Below are 12843 nucleotides of genomic sequence, written 5' to 3'. Positions count from 1 at the left end.
AAGTCTGCAAGAGGACAATACATGAATATAGTAGAACTACTCTCATTTGTAGTTAAAAATAAAGCTTCGGATTTGCATTTGTCTGCGGGTATGCCACCGATGATTCGTGTGCATGGTGAAGTAAAGCGAATTAATCTGCCGGAAATGGAACATAAAGAAGTACATAGTATGGTGTACGACATTATGAATGACGGTCAGCGCAAACTCTACGAAGAAAATCTGGAATGTGATTTTTCTTTTGAAATACCCAATCTGGCACGTTTTCGTGTAAACGCTTTTAATACGCAGCGTGGTGCCGCGACCGTCATGCGGACGATTCCATCCAAAGTGCTGACGCTTGAAGATTTGAATGCACCTAAGATTTTTGCTGAAATTGCCAATCAACCACGGGGCGTTGTATTGGTGACCGGACCGACGGGATCGGGTAAATCTACGACGCTGGCGGCTATGATTAATCATATTAATGAGAATGATTATGGACATATATTGACATTGGAAGACCCGATTGAATTTGTGCACGAAAGCAAAAAAAGCTTGATTAATCAACGCGAAGTTGGGCGAGATACACATAGTTTTGAGAATGCATTGCGTTCAGCGCTACGCGAAGATCCGGATATTATCCTGGTGGGTGAACTACGGGATCTGGAGACTATACGTCTGGCAATGACAGCTGCGGAAACCGGTCATCTGGTTTTCGGGACATTGCATACCAGTTCCGCTGCAAAAACAATTGACCGTATTATTGACGTGTTTCCGGCGGAAGAAAAAGAAATGATGCGCGCCATGCTGTCGGAATCATTAAGAGCGGTTATTTCACAGACGCTGCTGAAAACAAAAGACGGTAATGGCCGTGTTGCCGCGCATGAAATCATGATTGGCACACCGGCTATTCGTAATTTAATACGTGAAGCCAAAGTAGCGCAAATGTATTCAGCGATACAGACCGGACAAAGTGTAGGTATGCAAACATTGGATCAGAACCTGACCGATCTGGTTAAACGCAACGTTGTTTCTGTAGCGGAAGCCCGCAACAAGGCTGCCAATAAAGATAATTTTAGATAATCTCAGGAATCGACAATGGAAAAGGCGCAAGCTACAAAATTTATGCATGACATGCTGCGTTTGATGCTGAATAAAAAGGCATCGGACTTGTTTATTACATCGGGATTTCCACCTGCATTGAAGGTTGATGGGAAAATGACTCCCGTCTCCCAGCAATCGCTATCGCCGCAGCATACAGAGGCATTGGCGCTTGCGATAATGAATGATAAACAGGCAGCGCAATTTGAACAAACCAAGGAATGTAATTTTGCCATTAATCCTTCAGATATTGGGCGTTTTCGTGTTAATGCCTTTATTCAGCAACAAAGAGTAGGCATTGTAATAAGGACCATCACTACGCAGATTCCTGATTTTGACGAACTGGGTCTGCCGCCAGTACTTAAAGAAGTAGTGATGAGTAAAAGAGGACTGGTAATCTTTGTTGGAGGTACCGGTTCCGGCAAATCGACATCAATGGCAGCACTCATTGGTCATCGTAATAAAAACAGTTACGGTCATATTATTACCATTGAAGATCCTGTGGAATATGTGCATGAGCATATTAACTGCGTTATTACGCAGCGCGAGGTAGGTGTCGATACAGAATCGTGGGAAGCGGCGTTAAAAAACACTCTGCGTCAGGCGCCTGATGTTATTTTAATCGGTGAAATTCGTGATCGTGAAACCATGGAACATGCCATTGCATTTGCTGAGACAGGCCATCTTTGTATGGGCACACTGCATGCTAACAGTGCAAACCAGGCACTCGATCGGATTGTTAACTTTTTCCCGGAAGAACGCCGGGCACAGTTATTGATGGATTTGTCACTAAATATGCGTGGTTTGATTGCACAGCGCCTGATACCCAAGAAAGATGTAAAGGGACGTGTCGCCGCAATTGAAATTATGCTGAATTCGCCGCTGATCTCTGATTTAATATTTAAAGGGGATGTGCATGAAATCAAGGAGGTTATGAAGAAATCACGCGAACTTGGCATGCAAACGTTCGATATGGCTCTTTTTGATTTATACGAAGCGGATCTTATTAGTTATGAAGATGCTTTAAGAAATGCGGACTCAATGAATGAGCTGCGTTTACAGATCAAACTGCAAGGAAAAGAAGCCATGAATGCAGACTTAAATGCAGGTATAGCACATCTATCTATACAGGAATAACCATTGCGATAATGACGGTAAACATGCATAGTTATTACTATGCGGACTGGGCAAATTAAGAAAAATCCGATTGATTTTGTGGCGGAGCAGGGCGGCAGTTATGCATTTGTATTGGGTATTGATCTGAATGGTTTGAAACCCATAGAAATATACAAATGGTTTCTTGCCGCTCTGCTTTATGGGGCGCGCATTTCGGAAAAAATCGCCACGCACACATGGCAGGTATTCCAAAAACATCATGTCATGTCTCCCAGACAAGTGATCAACACAGGGTGGGGTGGGTTGGTTGCATTGCTGGATGAAGGTGGCTATGCGCGCTACGATTTTAAAACAGCCACCAAATTATTAACTGTCAATCAGACATTGTTGAGTAACTATGATGGTGATTTAAATCAACTGCATGCAGCCGCAAACGATGCGTGTGATTTGGAGCAGCGAATAATGGCGTTGGGTAAGGGTATCGGTAAAGTGACGACGCAAATTTTTTTGCGTGAAATGCGTGGAAGATGGTGTTACGCCAAGCCAGCGCTTTCACCTTTGGCCTGGCGTGCAGCAACAGAAATAGGTTATTTGATCAAGAACGTCAAAAATGATGCGCGGGCACTTGAACAACTGCAGATAATCTGGAGTGATGCAAATCAAACGGCCGCCAAGTTTCCAGATTTTGAAGCGGCTTTGGTTCGTTATGGATTGTATTTACGGCATCAGGACAAGAGCGATCACCCCAATCCATAACCGCTTAGTCAATTTCGAATGCAGCCGGCTTACTTGATTCTGCGCAAAATACCCCTACATTATGAGTATGTTTGATTGATGAATGAGTAAGATTAATGATGCATATTCATACAACTGCCACTCGTAAACCCGCGGTCGCTGGTCAGTTTTATCCACTTGATGCACAACAGTTATCTCAGGAGATACAGCAATTGATATCGCGTGCAAAGCGCTATGTGCTGACTCCAAAAGCGTTGATTGTTCCGCATGCAGGATATATATATTCAGGTGCCATTGCCGCCACGGCTTACGCGACGCTCGGTTCAATGGCAACAATTATAAAGCGTGTTATTCTGCTTGGTCCAACCCATCATGTAGCTGTACGGGGACTGGCATTGCCGGACGTGGGATGCTTGGAAACGCCGCTTGGAACTGTCAATGTGGATACTGAAGCGGTACAAGTCATATCAGATTTGCCGCAGGTGATTATGAGCACTGAAGCTCATGCATGGGAACATTCGCTCGAAGTGCAGCTACCTTTTTTACAACATGTATTAGACGATTTTAATGTGTTACCTTTGGCTGTGGGCATGGCATCAGCAGAAGAAGTAGCTGAAGTACTCGACAGAGTGTGGGGTGGTGATGAGACGCTCATTGTGATCAGTTCCGATCTTTCACACTATTTGCCGTATGCAACGGCACAACAAATGGATAGTGCCACTGTGCGGTCGATCTTGCAGTTAATACAGCCTATTGCGCATGATCATGCCTGTGGCGGCACACCGGTCAGTGGCCTGATCGTAGCCGCCCGGAAACACCATTTAAAGCCGCAGTTGCTCGATTTACGCAATTCGGGCGATACCGCAGGTTCCCATGATCAGGTTGTCGGCTATGCAGCGATTGCCTTTTGTTCAGAATAGGAAGTATGAAAATGTTTTTGCACAGCATGGATTATCGCGAACAAGGTAAAACTTTACTGCAAATAGCGCGATCATCCATTGCGCGCACTTTACAAGTTGATCATTTTAATACTGATGCAATCGATATAAGTGCAAATTGGCTTGCCGAGCCGGGTGCAACGTTTATTACCCTGACGCAGTACGGCCTTTTGCGCGGCTGCATCGGTTCTTTGCAGGCACATCAGGCTTTGATTGATAATGTAAGCAGTAATGCCGTATCGGCTGCATTGCATGATAACCGTTTCTCGCCAGTAACGATCAATGACTTCGATTCCATTTGCTTGGAAGTATCGTTGCTCTCAACGTTGCAGCCGCTTACATTTACCAGTGAAGCAGATGCTTTGGCACAATTGCGTCCCGGTATTGATGGTGTCTTGATGGAGTACGGCGTATATCGCAGTACGTTTCTGCCGCAGGTATGGGAACGTTTGCTGCAACCGTGTGAATTTCTGGGCCAGTTAAAATTAAAAGCGGGTTTGTGTCCGGATTTTTGGGATGATGCGATTCGATTGCGGCTTTATACCGTTCAAAAATGGCGTGAAACAGACTTTATAAAGGAAAAGTGTGATGGATGAACCGATAAGTGTCACTGAAAAATTTCCGGCCAGGTACTGGCATCTGTTGAGTGACGGCCGCATACAATGCGATTTATGCCCGCGTGATTGTAAATTACATGATGGACAGCGCGGCGCATGTTTTGTGCGTGGTCGCGCTGGGGACAGCATGGTATTAACAACTTATGGACGGTCCTCTGGTTTCTGTGTTGATCCGATTGAGAAGAAGCCGCTTAATCACTTTTATCCGGGTAGCAGTGTGCTGTCATTTGGTACAGCCGGGTGTAATCTAGCTTGTAAATTCTGTCAGAACTGGGATATTTCCAAATCACGCAGTTTTGATAAACTGGCTGCGCAGGCCAGTCCGGAAGAAATTGCCGAAACAGCGGTTTCGCTGGGGTGCAAAAGTATTGCGTTTACCTACAACGATCCGGTTATTTTTGTTGAATATGCCATGGATGTGGCCGATGCCTGTCATGCACAAGGTATCAAAACTGTCGCAGTGACAGCAGGTTATATTCATGCCGGGCCGCGGCGAGATTTTTTTGCCAAAATGGATGCTGCAAATGTTGATTTGAAAGCGTTTACCGAAGCATTCTATGTCAAACAAACCGGTGCGCATTTGCAGCCCGTATTGGACACCTTGAGATATCTGAAACAGGAAACGGATGTATGGTTTGAACTGACCACTTTATTGATACCCGGACTCAATGATGCGGTCAGTGAAATTAAAACCATGTGCACCTGGATTATGAGGGAGCTGGGTGATGACGTGCCTTTACATTTTAGTGCATTTCATCCGGATTATAAAATGAACAATATCCTCGGAACACCCAAAGAAACACTGGTCAATGCACGAAAAATTGCTCGCAGCGCGGGACTGAAATATGTTTATACAGGAAACGTGCACTGCAGAGAAGGCGATACGACATACTGTCCATCATGTGGGCATGCTGTCATTGTACGTGACTGGTATGAAATCGAGTCCTGTCATTTGAAAGATGATGGGCGATGCGCAAACTGTGATACGCCGATAGCTGGTTGTTTTGAGAAATTTAATGGCAGTTTTGGGCGGCATCATATTCCCGTCGCTGTTCAGTCTCGGCCACAATCTGAGAGAGAATTACAGGCAACATAAATAACTATTTTAATCAGATAGCCAATGCCCGTTCGATTAGGCATTGCGGCGTTTGTTTCAGGTGTCGCACTGCTGCAATGGCAACCCGATCTGCCTGCAATGATTACGGCATTGGTTTTGTTGCCGTTGTTGGTTGTGGTTGTTTTGTGTTGGCGCTCCCGGTGTTCGGCTCTGGTTGCTACAAGTCGATATCTGTTTTTAATTCTTCTGCTTGGCGGTGGTTATTACTGGGCGGCAGGTATGGCGTACTGGCGTCTTGCAGATTCTTTGCCAAAAGAATGGGAAGGCAGAGATGTCCAGGTTATCGGTGTGATATCCAGCCTGCCTCTGCAGGATGACAGAAAAACACGTTTCCGGTTTGATGTTGAGCAGATTCTGACGCCGCAAGCACATGTGCCCAAGGGGTTGTCACTGTCCTGGTATCAAAATCGAACGGCAGCTAGTAACAGCCCGGAATTGCCGAATCTCCACGCAGGTGAACGCTGGCAATTGACGGTGCGTCTGAAACGTCTGCATAGCAACGCCAATCCATATGGTTTTGATTATGAAGCCTGGGCGCTGGAACATAATATCCGTGCCGTCGGTTATGTGCGATCGGCACTGAGCAATCAACGGTTGGATGCATTGGTGCAAAGACCGGCGTATTGGGTAGCGTCACAGCGTCAGCATATTCAACAGCGATTTAACTCGACGATGGCTGAGCATAGCTATGCGGGAGTTCTGATGACGATAGCAACCGGCGATCAACGTGCTATACCTGCTGACCAGTGGAAGGTCTTTACCAGAACCGGCACCAATCATTTAATGGCTATTTCCGGGCTGCATATCACACTGGTTTCCGGCATGGTGTACGCACTGATTTTTCGGTTATGGCGCGGTAGTGCGCGTTTGTTACTATACTTGCCTGCACGGCGGGCAGCAGTCATTGCCGGTTTGATTGTGGCATTCGCTTATGCATTGCTTTCCGGATTTGCAATTCCCGCGCAGCGTGCTTTTTTTATGCTGGCTGTTGTGGCTCTGGCATTATGGAGAGGGCGTATGACGTCACCCTCAATGGTGTTGGCGCTGGCCTTGTTCCTGGTTATCCTGGTCGATCCCTGGGCGGTGTTGTCTGCTGGATTCTGGCTTTCATTCGGTGCGATTGGTGTGATCATGCTGGTGACTGTGGGGCGTATCGGGCCTATGCACTGGCTGACAGGATGGCTGCGCGTGCAATGGGCGATTACGCTGGGATTAATACCACTGCTGTTGGCCTTGTTTCAGCAAGTGTCTTTGGTATCGCCTGTCGCCAATGCGGTGGCTATTCCGTTAATCAGTCTGATTGTCGTGCCGTTAACGCTACTCTCCACAATGCCATTGTTTGAATTTCTGTTATCCATGGCGCATAGTGTGTTAAGTATTGTTATGTGGTTTTTGCAGTGGCTGAGCGCGCTGCCTCAACCTGTCTGGCAACAGCATGCACCACCATTCTGGACGATACCGGTCGCGATCATAGGTGTGCTCTGGTTATTATTGCCGGGTAGTCTGGGATTGGGTTTTTTCTCAGGATTTCCCGCCCGTTGGCTGGGTATTGTGGCAATGCTGCCATTATTTTTGGTACTGCCGCCCAAACCACCCGAAGGTGCGTTATGGTTGACAGTTCTGGATGTAGGACAAGGGCTTGCCGTGGTGGCGCAAACACACAATCATACCTTGTTGTTTGACAGTGGCCCGGCATTCGGTGAGACAGACAGCGGTGAAAGGACTATTCTCCCTTTTTTACGAGCAAAAGGTATTCACAAACTGGATAGCATGATTATCTCGCATGCTGACTCCGATCATAGCGGCGGCGCGTTATCGATTCTCAATGCCATGCCGGTGGATGCATTGCTTTCATCGCTTGATGCGGATCATCCCATTTCACAAAACGCTTTGCAAAGTACGCAATGCGCAGCAGGTCAGTTCTGGCAATGGGATGGCGTAACATTTGAGATACTGTATCCGGCAGCACAGATCTACCGGAATCCGCAGCGTAAAACCAACGCCAGCAGTTGCGTATTGAAAATAACGACAGCACACGGCAGTGTATTGATACCGGCTGATATCGGTCACCGCGCAGAACAATTTCTGCTGGATCATGTGCACGGGAAACTCCCATCAACGGTACTCATCGCGCCACATCATGGCAGTCTTACATCCTCTGGCGTGGAATTCGTGGAACAAATTAATCCGTTGTTAACCATTTTTACTGTTGGCTACCGCAATCGTTTTGGGCATCCCAGGGAAGAAGTCGTTAATCGTTATCGTGAATTGGGAAACACCCTGCTGCGCAGCGACTGGCATGGCGCCGTTTTGTTGCGGCTTGATTGGGAAGGTATGTCGGTAGAAAGCTGGCGGCAGACGCATCCACGCTACTGGCAGCAAAGGGAATCTCTTACGAACGGGTAAATATTTATTCTTTCGATTGTACCGCAGGTTGCTTGGCGGGTTATCTGACAATCAGTATTTTGTTGAGAGAAAAATAATATGAAAATTTAAAATAAGAATCACAATATTTTGAGCCTTATTATTTTAATATTTTTTGCAATATGCTTAATCAACCTTGTTTTTGCGACATCCATACCTGTCGCTTCCTATAAATTTGATAACTCCCTCAATGTACTTAAACAAAATTTAAGTGCCATAACGTTGATTGATCCATTGTCAGAAATCAGATTCATGATTGATAGGATATTTGGAAAAGAACGAGCTGTTTATCGGTTTGACGGAAATAGGTCATTCGATGAACAGGCAGGGCTACTTCTTTTTTCGAGAAGTGCTTTAAGAAACAGTATTGTTTACTCGGTAGAATTGGTGTTTCAACTCGTGCCTCCCAATTCGCCGTCATTTAGATTAGTTACCGCACGACAAATTAATTTAAACCAGACTAACGATAATAACTGCACAGCAGATTATCCAGTGCGAATACAATGTTGAGAATTTGCCCTGTGTCAATGTTTTCGAAACTTATGGAGGAGTAACAGGCTATAGTGCAAGTCTGGAGTTAATGGCAGGTGTTAATCCTTTAACATTTTTTCTCAAACAAACTGCATGAAGAGATTAAACCTTTTTTTACTTTGATATGATCAGTCGGGATAAAGCTGAGCATCATAAAAGAACCGAAGTTTAGCTTCATTCGACTGATGTGCATTTGCCCCAGATAAGCAGGCGGTTATTAGCCGGCATTGCGTAATTTTCCTGTAAAGACAGACTACATATCCTGGCGTGTTGCTGTAGATTGGCAATGTCACGAATACCACTTTCTGGATTGCGATTTTTAAGCCAGTGATCAAACTGTGCGTTGCTCTCGCTGGTATAGCGGCCGTCAATGTTAAAAGGACCATAGATGCAGCAGATGCCATGTTCCGGTAATAATTTGCCAACTTGGGTAAAAAAACGGCATACCTGCGGCCAGCTGATAATATGAAGCGTGTTGGCGGTAAATACTGCATCGACTTGCACAGTCGGCCATTTTGCAGCATCAATATCCAGTGCAATCGGGGGTGCAAGATTATCAAGCGGATGACCGCTGCAATGGTTAGATAGCAGCGGTAGTTTTTCAAGCAACTCTGACGGATGCCATTGCAGGTGCGGCAAGGCAGCGGCAAAGAAAACAGCATGCTGACCGGTACCGCTGCCGATCTCGAGTACCGATTTGCGTGTGACCAGTAACGGATGCAGTTTTTCTAGAATGGGGTGCTTATTACGCTCGGCAGATTCAGAAAAAACAGCTTGCATCTGACTGTTTTTGTTACTGTGCAGCAGGCGTCATTTTAAGGATTTTGCCAACTTCTTCGTCGGTGAGTAAATAAATGGCGCCCTCCGGCCCTTGTTCCACATCACGTAAACGTACGGTATTTTGTAATAACTGCTCTTCACTCAGCACTTTGTCATTGCTGATAGTCAATCTGATCAGATGTTGGCCGGCTAAAGTACCGATAAACAGATTACCACGCCAGCCTGGAAACAATCCGCCAGTATAAAACAGCATGCCAGAAGGTGCTACGGAAGGTGTCCAGTAATAAATGGGTTCTTCGAAGCCCTGTTCGGCATGTTCATCCTTGATCGGTATCATTGAATAATGTACGCCGTAATTGGCTTCAGGCCAGCCGTAGTTTTTCCCGGGCTTGGGAATATTGATTTCATCGCCGCCGCGCGGACCATGTTCATGTATCCATAATTCACCTGTTTCCGGATGGATTGCGGCTCCCTGAACGCTGCGGTGTCCATAAGACCAGATTTCAGGCTTTGCTTTAGGGTTTTTCACAAAAGGATTATCATCGGGTATGGAGCCATCCGGACGGATGCGTATGATCGTGCCGATATGGTTGCTAGGATTCTGCGCCTCTTCCATATGACTGCCACGGTCACCGAGTGTAATAAACAGATTACCGTCAGGCGCAAATGCCAGACGTGAACCAAAATGCTGACCGCCGTGGGTTTTGGGATCTTGACGGAAAATCACTTTAATATTCGTCAGGCTGTTATCGACCAGTTCTGCACGGGCTACCGCCGTACTGGCGAGGGTTCCACCGGAGGAGGTGGCAGGTTCTGCATAAGATAGATAAATCAACCGGTTGGCAGCATAGTTTGGATCGAGCGCAACATCGAGAAGACCGCCTTGTTTTTCACTGTAAACATCGGGTACATTTTTAACCGGTGCTGAAATGCGGCCATCCGGCGTAACAATGCGTAACCGTCCGACACGTTCGGTCACCAGTATTTTACCATCCGGCAGGAAAGCCATACCCCAGGGGTGTTGCAATCCGCTTGCGAGAATTTTGACGTCAACCTGCGTTGCGATGCGTTGAGCGTGTGCTGTAGATGCGAAAAAACTCCCGCATATTAACAATACAAACCATATATATGGTTGAAAGCGTATTTTAAACGAAAATTGCTGGAACATGTTTTCTCCTCAATTACGGATGGTGTGCCTGCCAGATCAACTATAGCCAGTCATTTTCTCTTTCCCGGACATTTCTTTGAGAAAAAAAGCGAGACCAGATTCTGTGAAACTGAATGTATCATTCTTGACATTCTGTCTCAATACTTTTAATACTGTTTGCCCTAGCTCAGAAAGGCGAAATACGAATCCGCAGACCACCGAATACATTGATCGGTGCCCCAGGTTCAAAGTAGCGGCCGAACGCTGCGTTGATGCGTGTGTTGGCGTTATAGCTCTCGTCAAACAGATTATTGACGCCGATAAATATTGAACTTTCCAGCCAGCGGTAACGCGCACCCCAGCCGAATAATAGTTGTCCGAGATTGTACGCATGATTGGCGACACTGTTGGTATCATTGACGAAAAAAGAACCTACGTGTTGCACATGCAGCTGGCCAAAGAAACCATGGGGGTGGGCGTAGCGCAGCAAACCTTCCCAGCGGTGCGGCGGTATGCCGGGATAGGCATTACCTTTCAGGCTGGCATCGTCGACGATAAATTTTTCAAACTCAAAATCAGAGTAGGTGTAGCTGATTTCGCCACGTAGCCCTTTCCACTCGGGTGTTGCTAACCGGGTTTCTACACCGAGGCGGCTGGATTCTCCGGTATTGCGGAAGAAAGCGCGTCCCGGCGAAGAAGGCAGTTCAAACGGCAGAATTTCATCCCAGGAATGAATGTAGAACAGCGTTGTTTCATAGTGAAACCCGTGCAGCAGACCACGTACGCCGAGTTCCTGGCTCAGCGATGTCTGTGGATTTAGGTTGGGGTTGAATCCGCCTTTGCCGGATGGGTTGTTGACGAGCTCTGTTGTTGTCGGGGTTTCAAATACGGATGCTACGTTTGTGTATATTTGGTGCTGTTCGTTCAGGTGATACACCAGCCCTGCGGTGCCACTGCCCTGGGATAATGTTTTGTTGCCGGACTGGTTGCCATCATCCCTGAAAGTATCCTGGACCTGGTAATGCAGCCAGTCCCAGCGGCCGCCGAGCACAAGATCGAGTTTGTCAAACACACGCCATTCATTGCGAAAAAAAGGTCCCACATTTTGTACGCGCTCTATCTGGTTCAATGTTAATGTGCCACGTTTACCGGCGTCGTTATTAAAGCGCTGACGATCATCGTTCTGGATGCCGTAGTCCACACCGACAATCAAACGATTGGGGCGGTTGAATAGTGTATGGTCGTGTCTGTATTGCAAAGAAATGCCGCCTACTAAACGGTCAAACTGCACCTGACCACCGTCGAAAAACGGCAGGCGGTTCTGAAAATCGCGGTGCAGCATATGTGCTGTGAAGGAAATCTCCTGTCCGACCGAGGGTCTTTTGCGAAAACGGATGCCCATTTGTTCCTGATTGACTTCTTCTCCGGCGTTAAACTGTGCATTTCTGGATGCCGCTTGCTTCGGGTTTTCGCGTACTTGATCCAGCGTCAGTCCGCCGGGGTCTTTTGCTTCCGGTGAATAAAATTTACGAAACAACAGCATCAAATCAGCGTCATCGCTGACGTTGAAATTCAGCTTGGCCTGCGAAAAATAATTCTGAACATTGCTATGGTCGCGCCAGCCGTTTTGTTGCAGATGTGAGCCAAATACCGTGTAATCAAATCGGGTGTGCCGACCGCCGGCAAACAATTCGGACTTGAATAAACCATATTGACCGAATACTTGTCGTGGTGACAGCACAAATTGTTCATCTGGCGCTGCGCGCGTCTCCATGCCAATCATGCCGCCGGAAGCATTGCCGTACAGCGAAGCCAACGGGCCACGTACGATTGCCATCTGATCAATCAGCGAGGGGTCGATCGAGTCGAGCTGTGTCTGACCATCCGGGAGCGTTTGTGGAATGCCATCAACACGCATCTGAATCCCGCGCACGCCAAATGCTGAACGCGCCCCAAAGCCGCGGATGGAAATGCGTAAATCCTGTGAAAAATTGGCCTGGTTCTGGAAAAAAACACCAGGTGTGCTGCGCGCGAATTCATCAAGCGTCACGCCGGGTTGAAAGTTTTGTTGCGGATAACGGTCTATCGTCGTAATTGCATTCGGAATTTCTTTTGACTGCCGTTCGCTGCGCGTAGCCGTGATGTTGATGGGGTTGAGGATAACTGGTTTCGTTGAATCGGCTAATTCGGGTTCTTGCGCCATGGCAAATGAAACGAACAAAAAAGTGCTTGCCAGAATATATAATAAATTCACTGGAAAATGACAGGAATGGAATCAGATAATCACTTCAATGATTTTTGTGTTTCTTGTTGCGACTATGTTCGAATTGAAGCCTGACAGAATTATAGGGTACGCAG

At 46.8% G+C, this 12843-nt stretch carries 10 protein-coding genes; 7 read left to right on the top strand and 3 right to left on the bottom strand.

Features of this window, described 5'->3' with window-relative positions; all coding sequences use genetic code 11:
• The first annotated feature begins 21 nt into the window (after window positions 1-21).
• The 7 genes from C8R11_RS12095 (at window position 22) to C8R11_RS12065 (ending at window position 8009) form a co-directional block, all read left to right on the top strand.
• Window positions 22-1062, top strand: coding sequence for a type IV pilus twitching motility protein PilT (locus C8R11_RS12095; protein ID WP_090700922.1), 1041 nt, complete (start codon window positions 22-24; stop codon window positions 1060-1062).
• Window positions 1063-1077: 15 nt separating this feature from the next.
• A complete protein-coding gene (locus C8R11_RS12090; protein ID WP_107795927.1) occupies window positions 1078-2217 on the top strand; it encodes a PilT/PilU family type 4a pilus ATPase in 1140 nt (379 codons plus the stop codon).
• Window positions 2218-2256: 39 nt separating this feature from the next.
• Window positions 2257-2952, top strand: a complete 696-nt coding sequence (locus tag C8R11_RS12085) for a hypothetical protein (RefSeq protein WP_107795926.1) — start codon at window positions 2257-2259, stop codon at window positions 2950-2952.
• 95 nt (window positions 2953-3047) lie between these two features.
• Window positions 3048-3851, top strand: a complete 804-nt coding sequence (amrB, locus tag C8R11_RS12080; RefSeq protein ID WP_244907659.1) for an AmmeMemoRadiSam system protein B — start codon at window positions 3048-3050, stop codon at window positions 3849-3851.
• 11 nt (window positions 3852-3862) lie between these two features.
• Window positions 3863-4465 carry an AmmeMemoRadiSam system protein A gene (gene amrA / locus C8R11_RS12075; protein WP_244907658.1) on the top strand — a complete coding sequence of 201 codons (603 nt, stop codon included), beginning with the start codon at window positions 3863-3865 and terminating at the stop codon, window positions 4463-4465.
• Window positions 4458-5582, top strand: coding sequence for an AmmeMemoRadiSam system radical SAM enzyme (amrS, locus tag C8R11_RS12070; protein ID WP_107795925.1), 1125 nt, complete (start codon window positions 4458-4460; stop codon window positions 5580-5582). Before amrA ends, amrS begins: the two co-directional genes overlap by 8 nt.
• 24 nt (window positions 5583-5606) lie before the next feature.
• On the top strand, window positions 5607-8009 hold the full coding sequence (locus tag C8R11_RS12065) for a DNA internalization-related competence protein ComEC/Rec2 (protein WP_107795924.1): 2403 nt from the start codon (window positions 5607-5609) through the stop codon (window positions 8007-8009).
• 723 nt (window positions 8010-8732) lie between these two features.
• Here the strand turns inward: C8R11_RS12065 and C8R11_RS12060 are convergent.
• From C8R11_RS12060 to C8R11_RS12050, 3 genes are all read right to left on the bottom strand, one after another.
• Window positions 8733-9338 (bottom strand): DUF938 domain-containing protein, encoded by a 606-nt coding sequence (locus C8R11_RS12060; protein ID WP_107795923.1) that lies wholly within the window; start codon window positions 9336-9338, stop codon window positions 8733-8735.
• 13 nt (window positions 9339-9351) lie between these two features.
• Entirely contained in the window at window positions 9352-10506 is a 1155-nt protein-coding gene (locus C8R11_RS12055; protein WP_107795922.1) for a PQQ-dependent sugar dehydrogenase, read from the bottom strand.
• 166 nt (window positions 10507-10672) lie between these two features.
• Window positions 10673-12688: a TonB-dependent receptor family protein gene (locus tag C8R11_RS12050; protein WP_107795938.1), complete on the bottom strand. Its 2016-nt coding sequence runs from the start codon at window positions 12686-12688 to the stop codon at window positions 10673-10675.
• Between the last annotated feature and the right edge of the window lie 155 nt (window positions 12689-12843).

Source organism: Nitrosomonas aestuarii (assembly GCF_003046585.1).
Classification (GTDB): Bacteria; Pseudomonadota; Gammaproteobacteria; order Burkholderiales; family Nitrosomonadaceae; genus Nitrosomonas; species Nitrosomonas aestuarii.
This window is presented reverse-complemented; position numbering and strand designations above follow the sequence as displayed.

Excerpts from the sequence above, each read along its gene's own strand:
- C8R11_RS12095 (WP_090700922.1), top strand. The coding sequence starts at position 22 with ATGAATATAGTAGAACTACTCTCATTTGTAGTTAAAAATAAAGCTTCG.
- C8R11_RS12090 (WP_107795927.1), top strand. The coding sequence starts at position 1,078 with ATGGAAAAGGCGCAAGCTACAAAATTTATGCATGACATGCTGCGTTTG.
- C8R11_RS12085 (WP_107795926.1), top strand. The coding sequence starts at position 2,257 with ATGCGGACTGGGCAAATTAAGAAAAATCCGATTGATTTTGTGGCGGAG.
- amrB (WP_244907659.1), top strand. The coding sequence starts at position 3,048 with ATGATGCATATTCATACAACTGCCACTCGTAAACCCGCGGTCGCTGGT.
- amrA (WP_244907658.1), top strand. The coding sequence starts at position 3,863 with ATGTTTTTGCACAGCATGGATTATCGCGAACAAGGTAAAACTTTACTG.
- amrS (WP_107795925.1), top strand. The coding sequence starts at position 4,458 with ATGGATGAACCGATAAGTGTCACTGAAAAATTTCCGGCCAGGTACTGG.
- C8R11_RS12065 (WP_107795924.1), top strand. The coding sequence starts at position 5,607 with ATGCCCGTTCGATTAGGCATTGCGGCGTTTGTTTCAGGTGTCGCACTG.
- C8R11_RS12060 (WP_107795923.1), bottom strand. The coding sequence starts at position 9,338 with ATGCAAGCTGTTTTTTCTGAATCTGCCGAGCGTAATAAGCACCCCATT.
- C8R11_RS12055 (WP_107795922.1), bottom strand. The coding sequence starts at position 10,506 with ATGTTCCAGCAATTTTCGTTTAAAATACGCTTTCAACCATATATATGG.
- C8R11_RS12050 (WP_107795938.1), bottom strand. The coding sequence starts at position 12,688 with ATGGCGCAAGAACCCGAATTAGCCGATTCAACGAAACCAGTTATCCTC.